21 protein-coding genes and 1 pseudogene are annotated in these 26429 nt (G+C 62.1%); 8 read left to right on the top strand and 14 right to left on the bottom strand.

Annotated features, from left to right (window positions below; genetic code table 11):
• Nucleotides 1–5 precede the first annotated feature (5 nt).
• Nucleotides 6–1283 (bottom strand): sensor histidine kinase, encoded by a 1278-nt coding sequence (locus BM321_RS15085; protein WP_092443004.1) that lies wholly within the window; start codon nucleotides 1281–1283, stop codon nucleotides 6–8.
• Nucleotides 1284–1542: 259 nt separating this feature from the next.
• On the opposite strand from BM321_RS15085, the gene BM321_RS15080 reads away from it, so the two are divergent.
• Entirely contained in the window at nucleotides 1543–3036 is a 1494-nt protein-coding gene (locus BM321_RS15080; protein WP_072406038.1) for a YifB family Mg chelatase-like AAA ATPase, read from the top strand.
• A gap of 7 nt (nucleotides 3037–3043) precedes the next feature.
• Here the strand turns inward: BM321_RS15080 and BM321_RS15075 are convergent, their stop codons facing one another.
• The 4 genes and pseudogenes from BM321_RS15075 to BM321_RS15060 form a co-directional block, all read right to left on the bottom strand.
• Entirely contained in the window at nucleotides 3044–4258 is a 1215-nt protein-coding gene (locus tag BM321_RS15075; RefSeq protein ID WP_092443003.1) for an aldose 1-epimerase family protein, read from the bottom strand.
• Nucleotides 4259–4625: 367 nt separating this feature from the next.
• Nucleotides 4626–5348: a methyl-accepting chemotaxis protein gene (locus tag BM321_RS31315; RefSeq protein WP_371856627.1), complete on the bottom strand. Its 723-nt coding sequence runs from the start codon at nucleotides 5346–5348 to the stop codon at nucleotides 4626–4628.
• 180 nt (nucleotides 5349–5528) lie between these two features.
• Nucleotides 5529–6443 (bottom strand): annotated as a pseudogene (locus BM321_RS31310) (Cache 3/Cache 2 fusion domain-containing protein); the annotation flags it as partial.
• Between the two features lie 345 nt (nucleotides 6444–6788).
• Nucleotides 6789–7709 (bottom strand): LysR substrate-binding domain-containing protein, encoded by a 921-nt coding sequence (locus BM321_RS15060; protein ID WP_092443001.1) that lies wholly within the window; start codon nucleotides 7707–7709, stop codon nucleotides 6789–6791.
• Between the two features lie 158 nt (nucleotides 7710–7867).
• On the opposite strand from BM321_RS15060, the gene BM321_RS15055 reads away from it, so the two are divergent.
• On the top strand, nucleotides 7868–9262 hold the full coding sequence (locus tag BM321_RS15055; RefSeq protein ID WP_092443037.1) for a NorM family multidrug efflux MATE transporter: 1395 nt from the start codon (nucleotides 7868–7870) through the stop codon (nucleotides 9260–9262).
• Nucleotides 9263–9373: 111 nt separating this feature from the next.
• On the opposite strand, the gene BM321_RS15050 is transcribed toward BM321_RS15055, so the two are convergent.
• Complete coding sequence (locus BM321_RS15050) at nucleotides 9374–11047, bottom strand: putative bifunctional diguanylate cyclase/phosphodiesterase (RefSeq protein WP_092443000.1); 1674 nt, start codon at nucleotides 11045–11047, stop codon at nucleotides 9374–9376.
• A gap of 272 nt (nucleotides 11048–11319) precedes the next feature.
• Between BM321_RS15050 and rep the strand changes: the two genes are divergently transcribed.
• Together rep and BM321_RS15040 are read left to right on the top strand one after the other, a co-directional pair.
• Nucleotides 11320–13329 carry a DNA helicase Rep gene (gene rep / locus BM321_RS15045; RefSeq protein WP_025216114.1) on the top strand — a complete coding sequence of 670 codons (2010 nt, stop codon included), beginning with the start codon at nucleotides 11320–11322 and terminating at the stop codon, nucleotides 13327–13329.
• A gap of 57 nt (nucleotides 13330–13386) precedes the next feature.
• A complete protein-coding gene (locus BM321_RS15040; RefSeq protein WP_003206836.1) occupies nucleotides 13387–13959 on the top strand; it encodes a xanthine phosphoribosyltransferase in 573 nt (190 codons plus the stop codon).
• A 106-nt stretch (nucleotides 13960–14065) separates the two neighbouring features.
• Here BM321_RS15040 and BM321_RS15035 read toward each other — a convergent pair whose 3' ends face one another.
• The 6 genes from BM321_RS15035 to dadA all read right to left on the bottom strand — a co-directional run bounded on the left by BM321_RS15035 (nucleotide 14066) and on the right by dadA (nucleotide 20206).
• Nucleotides 14066–16000 (bottom strand): acetyl-CoA hydrolase/transferase C-terminal domain-containing protein, encoded by a 1935-nt coding sequence (locus tag BM321_RS15035; RefSeq protein ID WP_092442999.1) that lies wholly within the window; start codon nucleotides 15998–16000, stop codon nucleotides 14066–14068.
• Nucleotides 16001–16135: 135 nt separating this feature from the next.
• Nucleotides 16136–16546, bottom strand: a complete 411-nt coding sequence (locus tag BM321_RS15030) for a c-type cytochrome (protein ID WP_092443035.1) — start codon at nucleotides 16544–16546, stop codon at nucleotides 16136–16138.
• 183 nt (nucleotides 16547–16729) lie between these two features.
• A complete protein-coding gene (locus BM321_RS15025; protein ID WP_017135864.1) occupies nucleotides 16730–17278 on the bottom strand; it encodes a cupin domain-containing protein in 549 nt (182 codons plus the stop codon).
• Nucleotides 17279–17406: 128 nt separating this feature from the next.
• Nucleotides 17407–18480 carry an alanine racemase gene (gene alr / locus BM321_RS15020; RefSeq protein ID WP_092442998.1) on the bottom strand — a complete coding sequence of 358 codons (1074 nt, stop codon included), beginning with the start codon at nucleotides 18478–18480 and terminating at the stop codon, nucleotides 17407–17409.
• 96 nt (nucleotides 18481–18576) lie between these two features.
• The gene (locus BM321_RS15015; RefSeq protein WP_092174459.1) at nucleotides 18577–18930 is read right to left on the bottom strand and encodes a RidA family protein; all 354 of its coding nucleotides are present in this window, start codon (nucleotides 18928–18930) and stop codon (nucleotides 18577–18579) included.
• Nucleotides 18902–20206 carry a D-amino acid dehydrogenase gene (gene dadA / locus BM321_RS15010; RefSeq protein WP_092443032.1) on the bottom strand — a complete coding sequence of 435 codons (1305 nt, stop codon included), beginning with the start codon at nucleotides 20204–20206 and terminating at the stop codon, nucleotides 18902–18904. The genes BM321_RS15015 and dadA overlap by 29 nt, the downstream gene beginning before the upstream one ends.
• A 156-nt stretch (nucleotides 20207–20362) precedes the next feature.
• On the opposite strand from dadA, the gene BM321_RS15005 reads away from it, so the two are divergent.
• Nucleotides 20363–20851: an Lrp/AsnC ligand binding domain-containing protein gene (locus tag BM321_RS15005; RefSeq protein WP_003206849.1), complete on the top strand. Its 489-nt coding sequence runs from the start codon at nucleotides 20363–20365 to the stop codon at nucleotides 20849–20851.
• A 135-nt stretch (nucleotides 20852–20986) separates the two neighbouring features.
• On the opposite strand, the gene BM321_RS15000 is transcribed toward BM321_RS15005, so the two are convergent.
• Complete coding sequence (locus tag BM321_RS15000; protein WP_092442997.1) at nucleotides 20987–21340, bottom strand: YkgJ family cysteine cluster protein; 354 nt, start codon at nucleotides 21338–21340, stop codon at nucleotides 20987–20989.
• Between the two features lie 145 nt (nucleotides 21341–21485).
• Between BM321_RS15000 and BM321_RS14995 the strand changes: the two genes are divergently transcribed.
• A complete protein-coding gene (locus BM321_RS14995) occupies nucleotides 21486–22799 on the top strand; it encodes an NAD(P)/FAD-dependent oxidoreductase (protein WP_092442996.1) in 1314 nt (437 codons plus the stop codon).
• A gap of 116 nt (nucleotides 22800–22915) precedes the next feature.
• On the opposite strand, the gene BM321_RS14990 is transcribed toward BM321_RS14995, so the two are convergent.
• Nucleotides 22916–23161 (bottom strand): DUF1127 domain-containing protein, encoded by a 246-nt coding sequence (locus BM321_RS14990; RefSeq protein ID WP_053126531.1) that lies wholly within the window; start codon nucleotides 23159–23161, stop codon nucleotides 22916–22918.
• Nucleotides 23162–23340: 179 nt separating this feature from the next.
• Here BM321_RS14990 and BM321_RS14985 point away from each other — a divergent pair, with 179 nt between their 5' ends.
• Together BM321_RS14985 and BM321_RS14980 are read left to right on the top strand one after the other, a co-directional pair.
• Nucleotides 23341–24774 carry an aminotransferase-like domain-containing protein gene (locus tag BM321_RS14985; RefSeq protein WP_072406068.1) on the top strand — a complete coding sequence of 478 codons (1434 nt, stop codon included), beginning with the start codon at nucleotides 23341–23343 and terminating at the stop codon, nucleotides 24772–24774.
• A gap of 61 nt (nucleotides 24775–24835) precedes the next feature.
• Nucleotides 24836–26401, top strand: coding sequence for a phospholipase D family protein (locus BM321_RS14980; RefSeq protein WP_092442995.1), 1566 nt, complete (start codon nucleotides 24836–24838; stop codon nucleotides 26399–26401).
• Nucleotides 26402–26429 lie beyond the last annotated feature (28 nt).

Below are 26429 nucleotides of genomic sequence, written 5' to 3'. Positions count from 1 at the left end.
GCGCCTCAACCACTTGCGGCCCGCTGCGATGCGCCTTGCACAAGCGTGAGCGGCAGTTCCAGGATAAAGAGCGCGCCCTTGCCCGGCCCCGCGCTCTGCGCCGTCAGATCGCCACCCATCTCGTGCGCCGCCAGAATGCAGCTGTGCAAACCAAAACCGTGACCGTCGACACGTGTGGTGAAGCCGTGCTCGAACACCCGCGCAAGATTGTCCTGCGCAATCCCCTCGCCGTTGTCCTCGACCTCGACCCGCACGCGCCCATCGCCAACGACCTTCAGGCGCAGGATGATCCGCGGCGGCCGGTTCACACCCGCGTCCAGCGCCTGCTTGGCGTTGTTGATCAGATTGACCAGGATCTGCAGCACTCGGTGCTTGTCCAGTGGCATTTGCGGGATATCGCTGAATTCCTTGATCAGCGTGATGTGGTGGCGGGCCAGGGACACATCGCAAATGCGCACGACATCCTCGACCAGCTCTCGCAGCGAGCCCGACTCCAGGACGCTGGCATTGCCGGCATAGGATTGCTGGGTGGCGACGATTTCCTTGATGTGGTCGATTCGGCGGGTCAACTGCGCCAACTCGGCGATCATGCCTTGCTGCTCGACGGCCAGCGCGTCGGCCAGCTTGTCGAGATAGTCTGGTAGCGTGCGCCCTTTCGGATCGCTGCTGATGAAGTCGCCGAGATCGTCGGGATGCTCCTTCATCAACTGGGCGACCTTGGCCACCCCGGGCCCCTTGGAGGTGTGCACCTTCTCGTAGAGGACCTGGGCCGACACGTTGACGCTGTTGAGCACATTGCCCACGTTGTGCAGCACATTGGTGGCGATTTCCGCCATGCCGGCCCGGCGCGCAGTGGTCACCAGTTCGGCCTGCGCCTCGCGCAACTCTTCGTTGACCTTGGCCAATTGCCGCGGGCTGGGGATCTTCAGGGCCACCGGCACCAGCCGGACCAGCAGGATGGCGGTAATCACCGAGGCAATCGCGGTGATCACCTTGACCAGCGCCGACAACCAGTAATAAGGCTGCCAAATGGTCAGGATTTCCATCACGTGGCTGGTCCCGCAGGCCAGGATAAATACACCAAAGGCCGCCAGCATCCAGTCGAACGGCACGTCCTTGCGCTTGTGGATAAAGTACAGGAGCGTGAAGGGAATGGTGACGTAGGACAGGGTGATCAAACCATCGGCAATGACATTGGTCCACAGCAGATCCGGCCGCCACATGTAGCAGTGCCCATGGGGCATGAAGCGCTTGTCGGTTAACAGAGCCAGCAGATCGTTCATGGCCACTTCCTCCCTGTGCCGTTGATACCGCCAAGTGCCGACTGGGCAAATCGGAGTCTAGGCCGGTCCCGGGCATTTCGCCTGGGCGGGTGAAGGACGGCATCGGCTGAACCGTATCGCGCTTGCCGCCTCGGCTGTCACTGGCAGTCGAAACATCCTGCCAAATTTTCTCCCCTCGATTGCTGCGCCCAAGTTCTTCCCCACGACTACCCTTCAAAAGTCGCAGGACGCGGCACCCCATTCACTCAAGGAACGATTCATGTCGCTCGCCATTGTCCACAGCCGCGCCCAAGTGGGGGTCGAGGCTCCTGCCGTTACCGTTGAAGTCCACCTGGCCAATGGCTTGCCGTCGCTGACGATGGTTGGCCTGCCGGAGGCGGCGGTGAAGGAAAGCAAGGATCGGGTGCGCAGCGCGATCATCAACTCGGGGCTGAATTTTCCGGCGCGGCGCATCACCCTGAACCTGGCGCCGGCGGACCTGCCAAAAGACGGCGGCCGCTTCGACCTGGCCATCGCCTTGGGGATCCTGTCGGCCAGCGTGCAAGTGCCGACCCTGACGCTGGATGACGTGGAATGCCTTGGTGAACTGGCCTTGTCCGGCGCGGTGCGTCCGGTGCGTGGCGTATTGCCCGCGGCGCTGGCGGCGCGCAAGGCCGGGCGCATGCTGGTGGTGCCACGGGCCAATGCCGAGGAAGCCTGCCTGGCCTCGGGGCTGAAAGTGATCGCCGTGGATCATCTGCTCGAAGCGGTGGCGCATTTCAACGGCCACACGCCAGTCGAGCCGTTCGTGTCCAATGGGCTGCTCTCGGCCAGCAAGCCCTACCCCGACCTGAATGAAGTACAAGGCCAGGCCGGGGCCAAGCGGGCCTTGCTGATTGCTGCCGCGGGGGCCCACAACCTGTTGTTCAGCGGGCCACCGGGTACCGGCAAGACCTTGCTGGCGAGCCGCTTGCCAGGGCTGTTGCCGCCACTGGCCGAGAGCGAGGCCCTGGAGGTCGCGGCCATCCAGTCGGTGGCCAGTTGCGTGCCCTTGAGCCATTGGCCGCAACGTCCGTTTCGCCAGCCGCACCACTCGGCTTCCGGTCCGGCGCTGGTGGGTGGCGGGTCGAAACCGCAGCCAGGGGAGATTACCCTTGCCCATCATGGCGTGCTGTTTCTGGACGAGTTGCCGGAATTCGACCGCAAGGTGCTGGAGGTCTTGAGAGAACCGCTGGAGTCCGGCCACATCGTGGTTTCCCGCGCCCGGGATCGCGTGCGCTTCCCTGCCCGTTTCCAACTGGTGGCGGCGATGAACCCCTGCCCCTGTGGCTATCTCGGCGAGCCCAGCGGCCGCTGTGCCTGTACACCGGAGATGGTGCAGCGCTACCGCAACAAACTCTCCGGCCCGTTGCTGGACCGTATCGACCTGCACCTGACCGTCGCCCGGGAAGCCACGGCATTGAACCCCAGGCTCGAAGCCGGGGACGATACGGCGACGGTCGCCGAGCGCGTAGCCGAAGCTCGGGAACGCCAGCACCGCCGCCAGGGCTGCGCCAACGCCTTCCTCGATCTACCGGGGTTGCGCCGGCATTGCAAGTTATCCACAACCGATGAAACCTGGCTGGAAACCGCCTGCGAACGGCTGACCCTGTCGCTGCGCGCCGCCCACCGCTTGCTCAAGGTCGCCCGGACACTGGCGGACCTGGAGCAAGCGGGGAACATTCGCCGCGAGCACCTGGCCGAAGCGTTGCAGTATCGGCCGGCTACGGCTTGAACCGCTTTTACGGTTTGCTCAGGTCTACCAATGGTGTTTCCCGGACCTCGGTTTTTTGACCGTTCTGGATCGCATCGATGCGCTTGAGCGCCTTATCCACTGCACCCTTGTCTGCCAACAGGCTGTAGTGAATCTGGAATTGCTTGTGCTCTTTCGGTCCGATCGTGGGCACCAGGCCCAATGGCCGCTGATACCGGCGGTTATAGGAAAAACTGGTGCCTGGTTCCAACCCGGTCACGTAGCCCTGGCCTTGGGTATCGGTGTTTTTCCACAGGGAGAACACGGGCAGCGTGCTGGTGTTGAAGCCTACCGACACACCAAGACTGCCGGCCTTGTTGTGCAGGACCGTGAGCGTATCGCCCTTGGCGTCAGCGTAGGGCACGACGTTATAGACGGTTTCGTCGTAATCCTTGGTCGGGCCCCGGTAGGTTTGCCAATCCGGCAAGTCGCCCTTGGCCTTGTCGTTGAACGGCGAGACCTGCTTGACCGGTGCCGCGAAACGAGCGCCCTGCTCCAGGAAAGGCGTGCTGAAATTGCTGTGGTAGAGCGCTTGGTATTCCTTCGGGTAATCGCCGTTGTTGGTCAGTGTGTCGCTGAGCGCGAACGTCACGCTGCCGGGTTCGGTGACCAGTTCGGTCTGCACCGAGAAATCGACCTTCTTGAACGCCTGCTCCTTCAACTCGCCCCGCAGGGTGATGGCGTAGGGTGGTTTTTCATCGATGTGCAAGGTGACTTTGTTGGCCGGAATATTAGCGGCGCGACCATGCAGGGTCAGCAGCTCGCCATTGTCCATGCCGGGATGGCCGACCCATTCGTAGCCACAGCGGGTCACCAATTCATTGAAACCTTCGAGCCAACCCAACCCACCGCGACCGTTGAGCTCGATGAACGCCGGATTGACCACTTCCTTGACCGGCGAATCCCACCCCATGCGCACACTTCCGACCGACGCCTGCAGCACATTCATGCCACGGGTCGGGACGACTGAAAGCTTCAGGGTGCCGTTGTCGATATCAACGATGCTGACGCCCTCTTGCCGGCCACCGTGCAGGGTGCGCATCGTCACGGAGAAGGGTTTGTCGGTTTTCACGCCGAGCTGCTGGCTGGTGATTTGCCAGGGTTGGGCGGCTTTATCGGTATCCAGCAGGACGTAATCCCAAGCCATCGCCTGGGAGGCAGCGCCCAAGGCGCCAAGGGTAACGAGGAGTTTGAGCGGAGTCATGGACGCGACCTTTTATTGGAGTTGTGCGGTTTTTATAGACTTGAAGAAACGTTTCAGCAAGCTTAAAAACAGCAACTCCCTTAAAAAAGCATGACTACCCGATCAGCAGCGTTTGTGGGAGCGAGCTTGCTCGCGATAGCGGTAGGTCAGATAGAAATGATGCTGGCTGGACAGCCGTCATCGCGAGCAAGCTCGCTCCCACAGGGAATCGAGGGTGGCCCGGGTTTCGTATTCACTGGGAATCAAACTGTGGAAGCTCGCTCGCGATAGCGGTGGGTCGGATTGAGATGATGTTGGCTGGGCAGTCTCAATCGCAAGCAAGCCCGCTTCCACCGAATCTCTGGAAGCGGGCTTGTGACAGGAGGCTTCAGCGGAACCGATCAACCTCTTGACGCAGGTCCTGGGCCAGCTTTTCCAGTTCCTTGGCGGTGACCGCCAGGTTCGAGACCACCTGGCGCTGTTCGCTGTTGGCCATGGCGATGCTTTGCAGGTTGCTGCTGAGCAGGGTCGCGGTGCTGCTTTGTTCCTGGGTGGCGGTGGTGATCGCCGCGAATTGCTGGCCAGCCGAACGGCTCTGCTCGTCGATTCGCGCCAGGGCCGCGGCCACATTGGCGTTGCGCGACAGGCCTTCCTGCATCAACAGGTTGCCCTGTTCCATCGTGCTGATGGCATTGCCGGTTTCCTGCTGGATACTGTTGATCATGCTGGAGATTTCGTCAGTGGCCTGGCGAGTTCGGGACGCCAGGCTGCGGACTTCATCGGCCACCACGGCGAAACCACGGCCCTGCTCGCCGGCGCGGGCAGCTTCGATGGCCGCGTTCAAAGCCAGCAGGTTGGTCTGCTCGGCAATCGAGGTGATGACCCCCACGATACCGCCGATTTCCTGGGAACGCTGGCCCAGGGTATTGATGACCGTGGCCGTGCTGTTCAGCGCGCCGGCGATTTGCTCCAGGGACGACGACGCTTCATCCATCGAGGTCCGGCCGATGCGGGTTTGCTGGGCGTTTTCCTGGGCCAGGCGCTCGGTGTTGCCCATGTTGTCGGCAATGTTCAGGGAGGTCGCACTGAACTCCTCCACCGCACCGGCCATGCTGGTGATTTCGCCGGATTGCTGCTCCATGCCTTCGTACGCCCCGCTGGACAACCCGGACAGGGCCTGGGCGCGGCTGTTGACCTCCTGGGAGGCCTTGCGGATGTGCTCGACCATGGTCGACAGGGCCTGGCTCATCTGGTTGAAGGCACGGGCCAACTGACCGATTTCATCATGGCTCGACACGTTCAGGCGCACGCTCAGGTCGCCGGCGCCCAACGCTTCGGCCTGGCGCACCAAGTCCCCCAGCGGCGCCAGTTTGCTACGCAACAACCACATTGCCGAACCGACCGCCAACAGCATCGCCAGCAGGCTGCCAATGGCCAGTTGAATGCCGACGCTCCAGGTCACGGCGCGGATCTCGGTTTTCGGCATGCTCGCCACCACCGCCCACGGCCCGCCCTCGAACGGTACGGCAACGCTGTAGAAATCTTCGGCGGTATCGGCCCAGAACGCGCCCTTGCCCGGCTGTTTGATCAAGCCGGTAATGGCCGTGGTAGCGTTGTCCAGCGCCTGCACGCCGGCGGGCGGCACCAGCCATTTGTTTTGTTCGTCCAACAGCGCCAGGGAGCCAGTCTGGCCGATACGGAAGCGCTTGAGGTTTTCGAACTGTGCGTTCTGCGCATCGGTGTAATCGAAGCCTACATACAACACGGCAATGATCTTGCCGCTGCTGTCGCGCACAGGCGTGTACTGCGACATATAGAAGCGTCCGAAAAGCAGGGCCCGACCAATGTAGCTCTGCCCGCTGATCACCGGACCGTAGGCGGGGCCGGCGCGGTCGAGCACGGTGCCGATGGCCCGCGCACCGTCCTGTTTGCTGACGGAGGTACTGACGCGGATGAAATCGTCGCCGCTGCGCACGAATATCGTGGCGACCCCGGCGGTCATCGCTTTGAAGTCATCCACTTCCTTGAAGTTGTTGTTCAACACTTCGCCACCCAGGCTCAAGCCTGGGGTTTGTACGCCCGCCACCGTCACCGGCTGGTCCGGATGCACGCTCAGGCCCGCGCTGAAGCGCTTTTCGAACAGACCGGCCAAGCGCTGGGTGCTCTCGCGCAGGGTGCTGTGGAACGTATTGAGCTGGTCGGCCATCAGGCGCGCTTCGCTGGCCAAGTGCTCTTCACGGGTGGCAAGGTTGGCAGCGTCCAGCGAACGCAAGGCGAAGACGGTACTGCCGGAGATCACGATCGCCAGTATCACGGCGAGGGCAAGGCCTAGCTGTGAGGCGATCCGGGCGCGGGGTTGAGACATGACGGCTCCTGGCCGAGAGACCGGATCATTCTGATCACGTCGCACGCTCGGCATTTTATTCGGGTGAGGTGTATGTAGGCCCTTTCTGAACGAGGGTTCCATGTTCACCGATTCGGCGGCAAAGCCGAATACTTGAGCGGTTTGCACGGATTAGTGCCACGTGGCTAGCACGCCAACTTCAACGTTTCAGCTCAGACGCTCTACATCGGGCAGTTGCATGGCCTTGACCTCGCCCTGAAGGAAGTCGCTGAGCCGGCGCAAACGTTCACCTCCCGGCCGGGTTTTCGGCCAGACCAGGTAATAGTGTTCCCCACTGGCGACAGCCGTCGGCCATGGCAGGCTCAGGCGCCCTTGGGCAACGTCCTCGGCCACCATCAGCAGGTCGCCCATGGAGACCCCATAGCCACGCGCGGCCGCGATCATGCCCAGCTCCAGGGTATCGAACACCTGTCCACCCTTGAGCGAGACCTTGTCGGACAGGCCCATGCGTTGCAGCCAGTTGCGCCAGTCCCGGCGATCCGGCGTCGGGTGCAGCAGTTCGGCACTGGCCAGTCGCGCCACATCCCAGGGCTGATCGTTCAACAGGTTCGGCGCGCCCACCGGGATCAATTCCTCGGGAAACAGCAAACTGGCCTCCCAATCCGCCGGAAAATGCCCGTTGCCCAGCAATACGGCGCAATCGAAGGGCTCGACGTTGAAGTCCACCGAATCGATGTCCATCCAGGCACTGGTCAGTTGCACCTCGTTGCCGGGCTGCAAATGCCGGAAGCGACTCAGGCGCGCCAACAACCAACGCATGGTCAGCGTGGAAGGCGCTTTCATGCGCAGGATGCCGTCTTCGCCATGCAAGGTGTGACAGGCCCGCTCCAGCGCCATGAAACCCTCGCGCACGCCCGGCAGCAGCAACCGCGCCGCCTCGGTCAACTGCAGGTTGCGACCGCTGCGCTGGAACAGCCGGCAGGCAAAGTGATCTTCCAGCGTGCGGATGTGCCGGCTAACCGCGCTCTGGGTGATCGACAGCTCTTCGGCGGCCCGGGTGAACGAGCTATAGCGCGCCGCGGCTTCGAATGCTCGCAACGCATAAAGAGGAGGAAGACGACGGGACATCGCAAAAGCTCCATGGCGTGGTCTGCAAACCCTACCAGAAACCCATCCAGCATGAGTTTTAATCATGCCAGCGATCTTTTTTATCCTTTTGTGCAATCCGCCAAGAGCGCCGAGAATCGTCGCTTTACTGCCTTGTTTGAACATGGAGTGTGATGATCATGCGGCATCCGGTGCGTACCGAACTCTGGGCCATCCTGCGGCTGGCGGGGCCGTTGATTGCCTCGCAGTTGGCGCACATGCTCATGGTGCTCACCGACACCGTGATGATGGCGCGCCTGAGCCCCGAAGCCCTCGCCGGAGGCGGGCTCGGGGCGGCCACCTATTCGTTCGTGTCGATCTTCTGCATCGGCGTGATCGCCGCGGTGGGCACCCTGGTCGCGATCCGCCAGGGCGCGGGCGATGTCGAAGGCGCCACCCGGCTGACCCAGGCCGGGCTTTGGCTGGCCTGGTTGATGGCGCTGATGGCCGGGTTGCTGCTGTGGAACCTCAAGCCCGTGCTGCTGATGTTCGGCCAGACCGAAACCAACGTGTTGTCCGCCGGCCAGTTCCTGCTGGCGCTGCCGTTCGCCCTGCCCGGCTACCTGAGCTTCATGGCCCTGCGCGGCTTCACCAGCGCCATCGGCCGGGCCACGCCGGTCATGGTGATCAGCCTCGGCGGCACGGTGGCCAACTTCCTGCTCAACTACGCGCTCATCACCGGCATGTTCGGCCTGCCAAAACTCGGCTTGATGGGCATCGGCCTGGTCACGGCCATTGTCGCCAACTGCATGGCCCTGGCACTGGCCTGGCACATCCATCGGCACCCGGCCTACCGTGCCTATCCGCTGCTGGATGGGCTGTCGCGGCCCAATCGCCAATACCTCAAGGAGCTGTGGCGCCTGGGCCTGCCGATCGGTGGCACCTATGCGGTGGAAGTCGGGCTGTTCGCGTTCGCCGCGCTGTGCATGGGCACCATGGGCAGCACGCCGTTGGCGGCCCACCAGATCGCCCTGCAAATCGTCTCGGTGGCGTTCATGGTGCCGGCCGGAATGTCCTACGCCATCACCATGCGCATCGGCCAGCACTACGGCGCCGGACAGCTGTGGAGGGCGCGCCTGGCCGGTCGGGTCGGCATTGGTTTTGGCGCGGCCGCGATGCTGGCATTCGCCATGGTGTTCTGGTTGTTGCCCCATCAATTGATCGGCTTGTTCCTGGACCACGATGACCCGGCGTTCCGCGACGTGATCAACCTGGCCGTGAGCCTGTTGGCGGTGGCGGCGTGGTTCGAGCTGTTCGACGGCACGCAAACCATCGCCATGGGCTGCATTCGCGGGCTCAAGGACGCCAAGACCACCTTCTTGGTGGGCCTGGGTTGCTATTGGCTGATCGGCGCACCGTCGGCGTGGTGGATGGCGTTCCACCTGAACTGGGGACCGACCGGTGTCTGGTGGGGCCTGGCCCTGGGGCTGGCCTGCGCGGCGGTGAGCCTGACGGCAGCGTTTGAATGGAAGATGAAACGGATGATTCGCAGTGAGGCTGGGCAGCCCGGTTTCGAAGCCATTCAGGCCAAGTGAAATCCATCCCTTTGTGGGAGCGAGCTTGCTCGCGATGGCGATAGGTCTGTCACATCGATTTTGACTGACATACCGCTATCGCGAGCAAGCTCGCTCCCACAAGGTTTTGTGTCAGATCACGACGTCGTGTGTGGACTGCTGATCACCCTCGAACATCAAGTACTCAACCAGTTCCGGCAACGGCAACGGCTTGCTGATCAGGAAGCCCTGCACCTGGTCGCAACCGAAACCACGTAGCAGGTCCAGTTGTTCCTGGGTTTCCACACCTTCGGCTACCACCTCCAGGTTGAGGTTATGGGCCAGGTTGATCATGGCGTGCACCAGTTTGCGGTTCTCTTCGCGCTGCTCCATGCCGCCGACGAAGCTCTTGTCGATCTTGAGCAAGGCGATCGGCAGGCTGTTGAGGTGCACGAATGAGGAGAACCCGGTGCCGAAGTCGTCCAGGGAGAAGCGTACCCCCAGGCGGCCCAGGGCATCCATGGTCTGCTTGACCAGTTCGCTGCGGCGCATGACGGCGGTTTCGGTGAGTTCGAACTCCAGCCATTGCGCCTCGACACCCCGCTCGGCAATCAGCCGGCTCAAGGTCGGCAGCAACTGGCTGTCCTGGAACTGCCGGAACGACAGGTTGACCGCCATGTGCAACGGCGCCAGCCCTCGTTCGCGCAGGGCCTGCATGTCCCGCAACGCCCGGGAAATCACCCAGTAGCCCAACGGCACGATCAGGCCGCTCTGTTCGGCCAGCGGCACGAACTCACTGGGTGGCAGCAAGCCGCGTTCGCCATGGCGCCAACGCACCAGGGCTTCGAGGCCGACGATGTGGCCGCCATCGAGGTCCAGTCGCGGCTGGTAATGCAATTCCAGCTCGTCGCGGCGCAGGGCCCGGCGCAGTTCGCTTTCCAGGTCGGCAAGGCTGCGGGCATTGCGATTGATGCGTTCGTTGAAGATATGAAAGGTGCAGCCCTGGGTGCCCTTGGCCTGCTGCATGGCGATGTGGGCATGCCACATCAGCGGATCGGCACCGGCCTGGGCGCGAGCATGGGCGACGCCCAGGCTGCAACCGATCAGCAGGCTTTCGCCGTCCACCCAATAGGGTTCGGCCAAGGCTTCGGTAATACGCTCGGCCATCCACTCGGCCCGCTGCGGGGCGCGGCGGGTGTCGATCAGCAAGGCAAATTCATCACTGCCCAGCCGCGCCAACTGATCGCCGGCTTCGAGCGACCCCTTGAGCCGCGCCACCACTTGCAGGATCAAGCGGTCGCCGGCCTGGTGACCGAGGGCGTCGTTGGCGTGGCGAAAGTTGTCCAGGTCCAGGTGACCGAGGGCCAAGCCTCGGCCGTCGTTTTCCGCCAGGCGCGCCGCCAGCAATGTCTGGAAACCCTGGCGGTTGGCGATGCCTGTCAATGGATCCTGCTCGGCGAGGCGCTGCAGGGTGTTTTCCAGCACGCCGCGCTCGCGCACATGGCGCAGGCAACGACGCAGGGTCGCGCTGTCGAGAACGTCACGCACCAACCAGTCGCTGGCGCCGTCGGGGGCAACCGCCGGCTCGTGCTCGAGCAGCAGGATGGTCGGCAGGCTGCAACGGCCCGGCGCCGGTTGCAACGCCGCAACGGTCAGCAATACCGCGTTGCGATTGTCTTCGAACAGGCTGCTGACGGACTCCCAGCTCGGGGTGCTGATCAACACGACCGAGGACCCCAAGGGCACCAGGCACTCGCGCAGTATCGCTGACCACTCTGGCTCTTGGGCCAATAACAGCAAACGCAAGGGTTCGACAGGCGTTGACAAGCTGACTCCCTAGACTCTGCAAGGTGGTAGGCGCCGGGCATTATGACCTGCCGATGGGCAATGACCAATGCCAACGGTTCTCAAACACGCGCTTTCGGCGGTTTTTCCCGCTCGAAATGCTGCGCGGGACCCAATTGGGTCCCCATCCTGCGTGAAAGTGGCAGAAGCGGCAAATGACAATCCTGCGTGCGTCACAAGTCGGACAGAGCAGCACAATTCTCAGAGCCTGTTAAAATGCCGGCCCATTTCGCAAACGACTCCCTGACTCTGTCATGTCCCGACTCAATCCCCGGCAGCAAGAAGCCGTGAACTATGTCGGCGGCCCTCTTTTGGTGCTCGCCGGTGCAGGCTCCGGCAAGACCAGCGTAATCACCCGCAAGATCGCGCACCTGATCCAGAACTGCGGCATCCGTGCCCAATACATCGTCGCCATGACGTTCACCAACAAGGCCGCCCGAGAAATGAAAGAGCGGGTCGGCGGCCTGTTGCGCGCCGGCGAAGGCCGCGGCCTGACGGTCTGTACCTTTCACAACCTGGGCCTGAACATCATCCGCAAGGAGCACGCGCGGCTGGGCTACAAACCGGGCTTCTCGATTTTCGACGAGACCGACGTCAAGGCCCTGATGACCGACATCATGCAAAAGGAATACTCGGGCGACGACGGCGTGGACGAGATCAAGAACATGATCGGTTCCTGGAAAAACGACCTGATCCTGCCCGCCGAAGCCCTGGAGAACGCCCGCAACCCCAAGGAACAGACTGCCGCCATCGTCTACACCCACTACCAGCGCACCCTCAAGGCGTTCAATGCGGTGGACTTCGACGACCTGATCCTGCTGCCGGTCAAGCTGTTCCAGGACCACGCCGACATTCTCGAAAAATGGCAGAACAAGGTCCGCTACCTGCTGGTGGACGAATACCAGGACACCAACGCCAGCCAGTATTTGCTGGTGAAGCTGCTGATTGGCAAACGCAACCAGTTCACCGTGGTGGGCGACGATGACCAGTCGATCTATGCCTGGCGCGGCGCGCGGCCGGAAAACCTGATGCTGCTCAAGGACGACTATCCGTCGCTCAAAGTGGTGATGCTGGAGCAGAACTACCGCTCCACCAGCCGCATCCTGCGCTGCGCCAACGTGCTGATTTCCAACAACCCCCACGAGTTCGAAAAACAACTGTGGAGCGAGATGGGCCACGGCGACGAGATCCGCGTGATCCGTTGCCGCAACGAAGACGCCGAAGCCGAGCGCGTGGCCATGGAAATCCTCAGCCTGCACCTGCGCACCGACCGCCCGTACAGCGACTTTGCGATCCTGTACCGCGGCAACTACCAGGCCAAGCTGATCGAGCTGAAATTGCAGCATCACCAGATCCCCTATCGCCTGTCGGGGGGCAACAGCTTCTTCGGGCGCCAGGAAGTGAAGGATCTGATGGCCTACTTCCGCCTGATCGTGAACCCGGACGACGACAACGCCTTCCTGCGGGTGATCAACGTGCCGCGCCGGGAAATCGGCTCGACCACCCTGGAAAAACTCGGCAACTACGCCACCGAGCGCAAGATCTCGATGTACGCCGCCACCGATGAAATCGGCCTGGGCGAACATCTGGACAGCCGCTTCACCGATCGCCTGGCGCGCTTCAAGCGCTTCATGGACAAGGTCCGCGAACAGTGCGCCGGGGAAGATCCGATCTCGGCGCTGCGCAGCATGGTCATGGACATCGATTACGAGAACTGGCTGCGCACCAACAGCTCCAGCGACAAGGCCGCCGATTACCGCATGGGCAACGTCTGGTTCCTGATCGAGGCGTTGAAGAACACCCTGGAAAAGGACGAAGACGGGGACATGACGGTCGAGGACGCCATCGGCAAACTCGTGCTGCGGGACATGCTCGAGCGCCAGCAGGAAGAGGAAGACGGCGCAGAAGGCGTGCAGATGATGACGCTGCACGCTTCCAAGGGCTTGGAGTTTCCCTACGTGTTCATCATGGGCATGGAAGAAGAAATCCTGCCGCACCGCTCCAGCATCGAGGCCGACACCATCGAGGAAGAACGGCGCCTGGCCTATGTCGGCATTACCCGGGCACGCCAGACGCTGGCCTTCACCTTCGCCGCCAAGCGCAAGCAGTACGGCGAAGTGATCGACTGCGCCCCCAGCCGCTTTCTCGATGAACTGCCACCGGACGACCTGGCCTGGGAAGGCAACGACGACACGCCGACGGAAGTCAAAGTCGTTCGCGGCAACAGTGCCCTGGCGGATATACGCGCGATGCTAAAGCGCTAGAATCGACTACTTTTTTCAACGACTTCAGGCGCTGAAGGCGTCATCAGAGGAGGCTTCATGGAAGCCCTGCACCAGAAAATTCGTGAACAAGGCATCGTGCTTTCCGATCAGGTCCTGAAAGTCGACGCTTTCCTGAACCACCAGATCGACCCGCAATTGATGAAGCTGATCGGCGACGAATTCGCCGCGCTGTTCAAGGATTCGGGCATCACCAAGATCGTCACCATCGAAGCCTCGGGCATCGCCCCGGCGATCATGACCGGGCTGAATCTTGGCGTACCGGTGATCTTCGCCCGCAAGCAACAATCCCTGACCCTGACGGAGAACCTGCTGTCGGCCACCGTGTATTCGTTTACCAAGAAAACCGAAAGCACCGTCGCCATCAGCCCGCGTCACCTGACCAGCAGCGATCGGGTGCTGATCATTGATGACTTCCTGGCCAACGGCAAAGCCTCCCAGGCGCTGATTTCCATCATCAAGCAAGCCGGCGCCACTGTCGCCGGGCTGGGGATCGTGATCGAGAAGTCGTTCCAGGGCGGCCGCGCGGAACTGGACGCCCAGGGCTATCGCGTCGAGTCGTTGGCACGGGTGAAGTCGTTGGCGGGTGGGGTCGTGACCTTCATCGACTGACCCAGTGCCCCCAGTGGGAGCGAGCTTGCTCGCGATAGCGGTGTATCTGTTACATAAAAGGTATCTGACAGACCGCCATCGCGAGCAAGCTCGCTCCCACAGGGGTTCAGGTTGTTCGCGATGGCGCAGTGGCCTTGAGGCCGGCAAGCAAGAGCCGCTGAAACAGCTCCTCCCTCAGCCCTTCGGGACTGGTCAGTTGCATCCGCTCCAGATGCCCGGCAAATTCCCAGGGCTCTGGCGCATCCAGCGCGGCTTTGCCCAACTCCAGGATCTCGGTGAGCTTGAACTTGCTTTTAAGCCAATTCAGCGCCCGCAACAGGTCCCGCTCGACCCCATCGAAATCACAGCCCAGCGGGTATTCGGGAAACAGATTCGGATGCCGAGCCTGGATCGCCTGCAGCCGCTCCGACGTGTTGTCGGCGAACCGTGGATCGAGGCGGAAATCCTTCGGCAACTTGCCGGCCTTTTGCGCCTGCTCGATCAGCCCGGGCTGGAAGCGTGAGTCGCTGATGTTCAGCAACGCCTCGATCACCGCGGCGTCGGTCTTGCCGCGCAGGTCGGCGATGCCGTATTCGGTCACCACGATGTCGCGCAGGTGCCGGGGGATCGTGCAATGGCCGTACTCCCAGACGATGTTCGAGCTGATCTCGCCCCCGGCCTCGCGCCAACTGCGCAGCAGCAGGATCGAGCGTCCGCCCTCCAGCGCATGGCCCTGGGCAACGAAGTTGTATTGCCCGCCCACGCCGCTGAGCACTCGCCCGTCCTCCAACTGATCGGCCACCCCGGCCCCCATCAGGGTCATGGTGAAGACGGTATTGATGAAACGGGCATCGAGGCGCTGCAGGCGCTTGAGTGATTCCTGGCCGTACAGCTCGTTGATGTAACTGATGCGCGTCATGTTGAATTCGAGAAGACGGCTCTGTGGCAACTCACGCAGGCGCTCGTAAAAACTGCGCGGGCCGAGGAAGAAGCCGCCGTGTATGCAGATGCCGTCGGGTTGTGCCGCCTCGTCGAGGGTCCCGGCGTTGGCCCGTTCCTGGGTCGGCTCGTCGGGGTAGACCTTGCGCCGGATGATCCCGGCCTCGGCCAGCACCAGCAAACCGTTGACGAACATTTCACTGCAACCGTACAGCCCTTTGGCAAACGGCTCGACCCCGCCCTCGCGCTCGATCAGTTGCGCCCACTGGCTAAGGTTCAGGTCCGCCAGCAACGCCTGGTAACCGGCGTTATCGGCCTGACGCGCCAGCAGCGCCGCCGTCAACGCGTCGCCCATGGCGCCGATGCCGATCTGCAACGTCCCGCCGTCGCGCACCAGGGTACTGGCATGTAGACCAATCAGATGATCCTGGAAACCCACCGGCATGTTCGGCGTGGAAAACAGCGTGTGGCTGTCCTTCTCGTCGATCAACAGGTCGAAAGCGTCGATGCCGACTTCCGCGTCGCCCGGCATGTAGGGCAAATCGTTGTGCACCTGGCCGACCAGGAGAATGGTTTCCCCGGCCGCCCGGCGCTTGGCGATCATCGGCAGCAGGTCGAGGGTGATGTCCGGGTTGCAGCTCAGGCTCAGGCGATCCGGGTGTTCCGGGGCGCTCGCCACCAGTTGCGCCACCAGGTTCAAGCCGGCGGCGTTGATGTCCCGGGCGGCGTGGCTGTAGTTGCTGCTGACGTAGCTCTGCTGGGCCGATGTACTGTGCAGCAGGCTGCCGGGCTGCATGAAGAACTGCTGGACGCGGATGTTGGCCGGCAGACTGTCTTGGTGCAGGTCGACCAGGTAATCCAGTTCGGGATAGTCGCCGAAGACCCGTTCGACAAAGGGTTCGAGGAAGCGCTTCTGCAAACCATCGCCCAGGTTTGGCCGGCCCAGGCTCAGAGCGGTGTAGATCGTCAGCTGTCGCTCGGGCAGCTGTGCGATGCGCCGGTACAACGCGTTGGCGAACAGGTTGGGCTTGCCCAGCCCCAGGGGCATGCCGAGGTGAATATGCGCGGGCAGGCGCTCGAGCACATCATCCACCGCCTGTTCGATTGAACACAACTGCACCATCGGACCCTCCGGGACATTCCATGAATGTGGGTTGGACCGAGCTTGCCGGGTCTTGGTTGCGATGAACAGTCCCGAAAAATCCGCGACGCAAAAAAGCCGCTCGTAAGCGGCTTTTTTTGCGAAGATGCGGGCGAATTACAAGCCGGACATTTTCTTGATGGCGCCCTTGAGGTCGTCATCCGAGCAATCTGCGCAGGTACCTTTGGGTGGCATGGCATTAATACCGGTAATGGCTTTCGCAAGGATGCCATCCAAACCGCCTTGATGATCAGCGCGCTCTTTCCAGGCTGCTGTGTCACCGATCTTTGGAGCGCCCAGCAGGCCGGAACCATGGCAAGCGTTACAATGTTTTGCAATAACCTCATCGGGCGTTTTCTTACCGCCGCCGCCCGCAGCAACGGCAACTTCCATGCCTTTACATTCCTGCCCCTGAACGCAGACCTGGCCGACGGGTTCAAGGCGCTTGGCAATTTCGTCGTTGGTCGCCGCTTGGGCACTGACTGCCCATAGGGCCAATACGGTTGCTGGTGCAGCCAGCATTTTCATAATTAGGTTCACGCGTACACCCTCAATGGTGGCTAGTCACGCCTGCGGCCACGGTTTGCAGGCGGGCGCAAGTATAGCGGTAAGCCTGTCACTCTGAAACAACCCCAAAGTCGCAAGGGTCTTGTTTGTCTTGACAGTCCAACAGGTGGGCGCCTTTGCCACGCGGGCCTGGCGCCTCTCGGTCTAGAAATTGGCCGGCGTGGCTGCGCTGATCAGTCGCGCCGGCACGTCGAACGGATTGCGGAAACGGTGGGGCTTGGTGCTTTCGAAATAGTAGCTGTCGCCCGCCTCGAGCACGAAGGTTTCGAGGCCAACCACCAGTTCCAGCCGCCCTTCCACCAGGATCCCGGTCTCCTCGCCCTCATGGGTGAGCATCTCTTCACCGGTATCGGCACCCGGCGGATAGATCTCGTTGAGGAAGGCAATCGCCCGGCTCGGGTGTGCCCGGCCCACCAGCTTCATGGTCACGGCACCATCGGAGATGTCGATCAGTTCGTTGGCTTTGTAGACGATCTGGGTCGGTTTTTCCTGAAGGATCTCTTCGGAGAAAAACTCGACCATGGACATGGGAATCCCGCCAAGGACCTTGCGCAGCGAGCTGATCGAGGGGCTGACGCTGTTCTTCTCGATCATCGAAATAGTGCTGTTGGTGACGCCCGCGCGCTTGGCGAGTTCACGCTGGGAAAGGCCTTTGAGTTTACGAATGGATTGCAGTCGTTCACCGACGTCCAATGCTGGAGCCTCCAGGGAATCAGGTTGTGAGGAAAGTGAGCGTTATCATGGCGACAGCGTTCAGTATTTACAACACTTTGACCCGAATCCTGTGCGGTGAAGCGACTTTCGGTAGGTGGCGCTTCGTCTCAGCCCCCGGAATAGAGCCGTGGCACCCGCCGCAGGTTGCAGAAAATCTGGTAAGGAATCGTGTCTGCAGCCTTGGCGACATCACTGGCGAGGATGTGCTTGCCCCACAATTCCACGGTCGAGCCGAGTCCGGCCTGGGGGACATGGGTCAAGTCGACACACAGCATGTCCATCGACACCCGCCCGACCAGCTGGCTGCGCTGCCCATCCACCCGCACCGGGGTGCCGTTAGGCGCCTGGCGCGGGTAGCCGTCGGCATAGCCCATGGCGACCACCCCGACCCGGGTCGGTTGCGTGGTCACGAAGCGAGCACCGTAGCCCACCGGCTCACCGGCGGGCAATTCACGCACACAGATGATCTTCGACTCCAGGGTCATCACCGGTTGCAGGCGCGAGGCGACCGTGTTGGGTTCGTCGAAGGGGGTCGCGCCGTAGAGCATGATGCCCGGCCGCACCCAGTCGCTCGGCATCTGCGGCCAGCCCAGCACCGCAGGGGAGTTGCGCAGGCTGACCTCTGCCGCCAGCCCCTGACGGGCCGCCTCGAACACGGCCAGTTGCTCGGTGCTGCTGGGATCGTGCAGTTCATCGGCGCGGGCGAAGTGGCTCATCAGGACAATCTTCGCCACTTTGCCGCTGGCCAGCAGGCGACGGTAGGCCGCCTGGTAATCCGCCGGGTGCAACCCGACCCGGTGCATCCCCGAATCGAGCTTGAGCCAGACCGTGATCGGCTGGCTCAGCGCGGTTTTTTCAATCGCTTCGAGCTGCCACAACGAATGCACCACACACCAGAAGTCGTGCTCGACGATCAAGGGCAACTCATCGGCTTCGAAAAAACCTTCCAGCAGCAGAATCGGCCCACGGATCCCTCCGGCCCGCAGCTCCAGGGCTTCTTCGATGCAGGCCACGGCGAACCCGTCCGCCGTGGCCTGCAGCGCCTCGGCGCACCGCACCGCGCCGTGCCCGTAGGCGTCGGCCTTGATCACCGCAAGGGCCTTGGCCCCCGTGACCTCACGGGCCAATTGGTAGTTGTGACGCAGGGCTTGGAGGTCGATCAGGGCACGGGCAGGACGCATGGCGGCAGGCTTCTAGGCGGTCATGAAGAAAAAACCGGCGCGGGCTGGCAGGGTGGACCACCCACAGCGCCGGGAGAGGAATCGTTTGGGCCGGTATTAAGGCAGCGCAGCCACGACGGACAGCTCCACCAGGATCTGCGGTTCACACAGTTTGGCCTCCACCGTGGCCCGGGCCGGGGCGACACCTTTGGGCAACCACTTATCCCAGACGGCATTCATGCCTGCGAAGTGGGCCTCGATGTCCTTCAGGTAGATCGTCACCGATAGCAGCCGCGTCTTGTCGGTCCCCGACAAGTCCAGCAAACGCTCGATATTGGCCAGGCATTCGCGGGTCTGCTGTTCAATACCGGCGTTCATGTCGTCGCCGACCTGCCCGGCCAGGTAAACGGTGCCGTTGTGCACGACAACTTGGCTCATGCGGTCATTGGTGAGCTGGCGCTGGATTGACATGTTTTGCAGACTCCTGGGGTTTGCTGCCATAACGGGAAATATCGAGACCTTCGGCGCTGATCTGCGGCTTTTTCTTCGCCATCAGGTCGGCCAACAGGCGACCGGAACCACAGGCCATGGTCCATCCGAGGGTACCGTGGCCGGTGTTCAGGAACAGATTCTTGAAGGGCGTGGCACCGACGATGGGCGTGCCGTCCGGGGTGGTCGGACGCAAGCCGGTCCAGAAACTGGCCTGGGCCAGATCGCCGCCCTGAGGATAAAGGTCGTTGACGATCATCTCCAGGGTTTCACGCCGACGCGGGTTGAGGGACAGGTCAAAACCGGCGATCTCCGCCATGCCGCCCACCCGGATGCGATTGTCGAAGCGGGTGATCGCGACCTTGTAGGTTTCGTCGAGAATGGTCGAGGTCGGGGCCATCGTCGGGTTGGTGATCGGCACGGTCAGGGAGTAACCCTTGAGCGGATACACCGGCGCACGGATCCCGAGGGGCTTGAGCAATTGCGGCGAATAGCTGCCCAGGGCGAGCACATAGCGGTCGGCGGTTTCCAGCTTGCCGTCGATCCAGACACCGTTGATGCGGTCGCCAGCGAAGTCCAGGCGCTGGATATCCTGGCCGAAGCGGAATTGCACACCTAGCTTCACGGCCATTTCCGCCAGGCGCGTGGTAAACATCTGACAGTCGCCGGTCTGGTCGTTAGGCAGGCGCAAGGCACCGGCCAGGATGTCGGTGACATTGGCCAGTGCCGGTTCGACCCGGGCGATGCCTTCGCGGTCGAGCACTTCGAAGGGTACGCCGGACTCTTTCAGCACGGCGATGTCCTTTGCCGCGCCATCGAGCTGGGCCTGGGTGCGGAACAACTGTGTAGTCCCCAGGCTACGGCCCTCGTAGGCAATGCCGGTTTCGGCGCGCAGCTCGTCGAGGCAGTCACGGCTGTACTCGGACAGGCGCACCATGCGTTCCTTGTTGGTCGCATAGCGGCTGGCGGTGCAGTTGCGCAGCATCTGCGCCATCCACAGGTATTGGTCGATGTCGGCAGTGGCCTTGATCGCCAGTGGCGCATGCCGTTGCAGCAGCCACTTGATAGCCTTGAGCGGCACGCCCGGCGCGGCCCATGGCGAGGCATAACCCGGCGACACTTGGCCGGCGTTGGCGAAACTGGTTTCCATGGCAGGTGCTGGCTGACGATCGACCACCACCACTTCAAACCCGGCACGAGCCAGATAATAAGCACTGACGGTACCGATGACGCCGCTACCCAAGACCAGAACGCGCATGTTGATGCCCTCATCGCGGATAAACCGCTGACGTTTGTTGTACACAGCTTAGATGGGCGCAGTGTAAAAAAGATCAGCCAGTGCTTTTCACTATATAAACACCTATATTTGGCGAGAATTCTCGGCAAAACCCCTTTTCATGGAGGCGCATCACCTGTGCGTACCAATACCCAGACCAAACGCGAGCTGGACAAGATCGACCGCAACATCCTGCGCATTCTCCAGGCGGACGGGCGGATCTCCTTCACCGAGCTGGGGGAAAAGGTCGGCCTGTCCACCACGCCCTGTACCGAACGGGTCCGGCGCCTGGAGCGCGAGGGCATCATCATGGGCTACAACGCCCGGCTCAATCCGCAGCACTTGAAGGGCAGCCTGCTGGTATTTGTCGAGATCAGCCTCGACTACAAATCCGGCGACACCTTCGAAGAGTTCCGACGCGCCGTGCTGAAACTGCCTCACGTGCTGGAATGTCATCTGGTGTCAGGGGATTTCGACTACCTGGTGAAAGCACGGATTTCCGAGATGGCGTCGTACCGCAAACTGCTGGGGGACATCCTGCTCAAACTGCCCCACGTGCGCGAATCCAAGAGCTACATCGTGATGGAAGAAGTGAAGGAGAGCTTGAACCTGCCGATTCCGGATTGAGCCTGGCTCCAGACTGCTTTCGCGAGCAGGCTCGCTCCCAATCAGCTAAGGGATGAGCACGTTCTTGCGAACGAACCGAGATCCATTGTGGGAGCGAGCTTGCTCGCGAAGGCCGCGACTCGGTCCCCCTGGCGGCTAGACCAACACCTGCCGGGTGCTGGCCATGTACTCATGAATCTGTTTCTCGACCCGCGGATGAATCAGTTCCACCGGCCGCCGGCCATTGGGACACGGCAAGGTCGCCGTGGTGCCAAACAGCCGGCAGATCAGCGGCCGCTCGTCGTAGACGGTGCAACCGTCGGGCCCCAGGTGCACGCAGTCCAAGGCGTCCATGGCCGCGTCCTGTTCGGCGCGGGTCTTGCGCGGCAAGCGGGCCATTTCCTCGGGCGAGGTGGTGACCGGACCGCAGCAGTCGTGACAGCCCGGTACGCACTCGAACGAGGGAATCTGCTGGCGTAGCGTGCGGATTTTTTGACTGTTGCAGCTCATCGAGGCGGTTACCGAGAGGGACAAACCGGGATTCTGCCTTAAAGGCCACCTCCCAGACAGCGCCAACCGACCGATGTTGCCCAGGAAGGAATCCCCGGCTTATGCTCCGTAAAATTTCTCAAACACAACAATCAGGATTACGCACATGAACGCCCGTGTTCAGCAACCTGTCCCGAACCACGCGCACGCCGCCTCTTACTACGCCGCCAGCAGCCTGCCGCAACCGGACCATCCGCTGCTGCAGGGTGAGTTGCGGGCGGATGTCTGCGTCGTCGGCGGCGGGTTCTCCGGGTTGAACACGGCGATCGAACTGGCCGAACGCGGCATGAGCGTGGTGCTGCTGGAAGCGCACAGGATCGGCTGGGGGGCCAGCGGGCGCAACGGCGGCCAATTGATCCGTGGCGTCGGTCATGGCCTCGACCAGTTCGCGCCGATCATCGGCACCGACGGCGTGCGCCAGATGAAACTCATGGGGCTTGAGGCCGTGGAAATCGTTCGACAGCGCGTCGAGCGTTTTCAAATCCCGTGCGACCTCACCTGGGGTTACTGCGACCTCGCCAACAAACCCAGCGACCTGGAAGGCTTCGCCGAAGACGCCGAAGAATTGCGCAGCCTGGGTTATCGCCACCCGACCCGACTGCTGCAAGCCGACGAAATGCACAGCGTCGTGGGTTCGGATCGCTACGTCGGCGGATTGATCGACATGGGCTCGGGCCATTTGCATCCGTTGAACCTGGCCCTGGGCGAAGCCGCCGCCGCGCAGCAATTGGGGGTCCGGCTGTTCGAACAATCGGCGGTCACGCACATCGACTACGGCCCTGAAGTGAACGTGCACACCCAACACGGCTCAGTCCGGGCCAAGACGCTGGTGCTGGGCTGCAATGCCTATCTCAATGGACTCAATCCGCAACTCGGCGGCAAGGTCCTGCCGGCCGGCAGCTACATCATCGCCACCGAACCCTTGAGCCAGGCCCAGGCACAGGCGCTGTTGCCGCAGAACATGGCCGTCTGCGACCAACGGGTCGCACTGGATTACTACCGGCTTTCGGCGGATCGCCGCTTGCTGTTCGGTGGGGCCTGTCACTATTCCGGCCGCGACCCGCAGGACATTGGCGCCTACATGCGTCCGAAAATGCTCAAGGTGTTCCCGCAATTGGCGGATGTGAAAATCGATTATCAATGGGGCGGGATGATTGGCATTGGTGCCAACCGTTTGCCGCAGATCGGCCGGCTCAAGGACCAGCCCAATGTGTATTACGCCCAGGCCTATTCCGGCCATGGGGTGAATGCCACGCACCTGGCCGGCAAACTGTTGGCCGAAGCCATCAGCGGGCAGCACAGCAGCGGTTTTGACCTGTTCGCCCAGGTCCCGCACATGACCTTCCCGGGGGGCAAGCATTTGCGCTCACCGCTGTTAGCGTTGGGGATGTTGTGGCATCGGTTGAAAGAGTTGGTTTAGTTCTGGATCCGTGGCGAGGGAGCTTGCTCCCGCTCGGTTGCGCAGCAACCGCAAAAAGAAGGTCTGCTACGCAGCCCAGCGGGAGCAAGCTCCCTCGCCACCGGGTTCCTATTGCTTCAAAGCCGCCAGAACGGTTTGAGCCCCTCCTCCCGCGCCTGCTCCCGACTCAGCCCGACGTCACGCAACTGTTCGGGTGTAAGTTCCAACAAGGCCTTGCGTGTATGCAGACGATGCCAGAACAGGGCCCAGCGGCTCAGGCCGGACGGCGCATTGCGCAATGTCGCGCTGCGCAGCCCCTTCTCCTGCCCTGCCGCCAGTTCCTGACTGTGTAACGTCAGCCGCACATCGCTCAAGCCGTTCATTTTGATCGCTCCTGTTTACTTGGGTAGCCAGAGGTTTCATGATGCGCGGAGGGCCAAAAGCAATACAGATTCAACCAATTTCTTTTATAAGCATACAGATTCGGTATTTTCCTCACTGAATTGTCATTTTCCAATCCAACTGTATCGGTTGCAGTTGTCCATCTCATCGGGAGTGCACCATGACCCTCTACGTGAACCTCGCCGAACTGCTTGGCACCCGTATCGAACAGGGCTTCTACCGCCCCGGCGACCGGCTGCCGTCTGTGCGGGCATTGAGCACGGAACACGGGGTCAGCTTGAGTACGGTGCAGCAGGCCTATCGCGTGCTGGAGGACAGTGGGCTGGCGATGCCGAGACCCAAGTCCGGTTACTTCGTACCCGTGGGTCGCGAATTGCCGGACCTGCCGGTCGTAGGCCGTCCGGCCCAGCGCCCCGTGGATATTTCCCAGTGGGACCAGGTGCTGGAGCTGATACGCGCCGTACCGCGCCCGGATGTGGTGCAACTGGGACGCGGCATGCCGGACATCAACTCGCCGACCATGAAACCGCTGCTGCGCAGCCTGGCGCAGATCAGCCGCCGGCAGGACATGCCCGGCCTGTATTACGACAACATCTACGGCAACCTCGCGTTGCGTGAACAGATCGCCCGACTGTCGTTGGACTCCGGCTGCCAACTGGGCCCCAACGACCTGATCGTCACCACCGGCTGTCATGAAGCCCTGTCGGTCAGCATCCGCGCCACCTGCGAACAAGGCGATATCGTCGCAGTGGACTCACCCAGCTTTCACGGGGCCATGCAGACCCTCAAGGGCCTGGGCATGAAGGCCTTGGAAATCCCCACCGACCCGCTTACCGGCATCAGCCTCGATGCACTGGAGCTGGCCTTGGAGCAATGGCCCATCAAGGCCATACAGTTGACCCCCAGCTGCAATAATCCGCTGGGTTACATCATGCCCGACGCCAATAAACGCGCGCTGCTGAACCTGGCACAGCGCTTCGATGTGGCGATCATCGAAGATGATGTGTATGGGGAATTGGCCTACACATACCCCCGTCCACGCACCATCAAGTCCTTCGATGAAGACGGTCGCGTCCTGCTCTGCAGTTCGTTTTCCAAGACCCTGGCGCCTGGCCTGCGCATTGGCTGGGTCGCGCCAGGCCGGTATCTGGAGCGGGTGCTGCACATGAAATACATCAGCACCGGCTCTACCGCGCCACAGCCGCAGATCGCCATTGCCGAATTTCTCAAGGGCGGGCATTTCGAACCCCATTTGCGGCGGATGCGTACGCAATACCAGCGCAATCGCGACGTAATGATCGACTGGGTCAGCCGCTATTTTCCTACGGGCACCCGTGCCAGTCGCCCACGGGGCAGTTTCATGCTGTGGATCGAATTGCCCGACGGCTTCGACACGCTGAAGCTCAATCGGGCGCTGCTGGACCAAGGCGTGCAGGTCGCCGTCGGCAGTATTTTTTCGGCCTCGGGCAAGTACCGCAATTGCCTGCGGATGAACTACGCTGCCAAGCCCACGGCCCAGATCGAAGAGGCCGTGCGCAAGGTCGGAGCCGCCGCTATCGCGCTGTTGAACGAAACCCAGCGCGACGTCGTCTGAACTTTACCCAGAGAAGCAGCACCCAACAGCCGATCAATGTGAACAAGCGGAACGATCCTACGTGAGATCCAGACCGATCCTGCCTGCGCTGCTGTTAGTCGTCTCACTGCTGAGCGGCTGCGCCGGTCTTGATATCACCCGCGAGCCCTCCCAGGCCCTGCCGGCCACCGAATCCTCGTTCGGCCGCTCGGTCCAGGCCCAGGCCGCCGCCCATGAAGGGCGCTCGGGCTTTCGACTGCTGTCGGACAGCACCGAGGCCTTCACCGCCCGGGCCGAGCTGATTCGCCATGCCCAAGGCAGCCTGGATTTGCAGTACTACATCGTCCATGACGGCATCAGCACACGCATGCTGGTGGATGAACTGCTCAAGGCCGCCGACCGGGGTGTGCGCGTGCGGATCCTGCTGGACGACACCACCAGCGATGGCCAGGATCAGATCATCGCCACCCTCGCCGCCCATCCGCAAATCCAGATTCGCCTGTTCAATCCGCTGCACCTGGGACGCGCCACCGGCGTGACTCGCAGCCTCGGGCGCCTGTTCGACCTGTCGTTGCAACACCGCCGGATGCACAACAAGCTGTGGCTGGCGGACAACAGCATGGCCATCGTCGGCGGTCGCAACCTGGGCGATGAGTACTTCGACGCCGAACCCAACCTGAACTTCACCGACATCGACCTGCTCAGTGTCGGTCCGGTGGCCGAACAATTGGGCCATAGCTTCGACCAGTACTGGAACAGCGCCCTGAGCAAACCCATCGAACAGTTCCTGTCCCATCGCCCCACGCCCAAGGACCTGGCCAACAGCCGCCTGCGCCTGCAAGAGTCCCTGGAGCAGACCCACAAGGAAAACCACGCGCTCTACCAGCAGCTGACCGCCTACAAGACCCAACCGCGCCTGGACACCTGGCGAGACCAGTTGATCTGGGCCTGGAACCAGGCGCTGTGGGACGCGCCCAGTAAAGTGCTGGCCAAGGACGAACCGGACCCTCAGCTATTGCTGACTACCCAACTGGCCCCCGAGCTGACGGGCGTCAGCAAAGAACTGATCATGATTTCCGCCTACTTCGTCCCCGGCCAGCCAGGCTTGGTGTACCTGACCAGTCGCGCCGACGCCGGCGTGTCGGTGAGCCTGCTGACCAACTCCCTGGAAGCCACCGACGTGCCCGCCGTGCACGGCGGCTACGCACCGTACCGCAAGGCCCTGCTGCAACATGGCGTGCGCCTGTTCGAACTGCGACGACAACCGGGCGACACCGGCGCCAGCCCGCATCTGTTCTACAGCAAATCCTACGGCGAATCGGATTCCAGCCTGCACAGCAAGGCGATCATCTTCGACCAGCAGAAATCCTTCATCGGTTCGTTCAATTTCGACCCGCGCTCCGTGCTGTGGAACACCGAAGTCGGCGTGCTGGTGGACAGCCCGCAACTCGCCGGCCAAGTGCGCGAGCTGGCCCTGCAAGGCATGGCGCCGGCCCTGAGTTATCAGGCCAGGCTGGAAGATGGAACGCTTGTATGGACCACCGAAGACAATGGCAAGATCCACGACCTGGACCGCGAACCGGGCAGTTGGTGGCGCCGGTTCAATGCCTGGTTCGCCACGACTGTCGGATTGGAGCGGATGCTGTAGGCCTGCACAAACCTATGGTGAGGGGGAT

Source organism: Pseudomonas sp. NFIX10 (assembly GCF_900111955.1).
Classification (GTDB): Bacteria; Pseudomonadota; Gammaproteobacteria; order Pseudomonadales; family Pseudomonadaceae; genus Aquipseudomonas; species Aquipseudomonas fluorescens_AA.
This window is presented reverse-complemented; position numbering and strand designations above follow the sequence as displayed.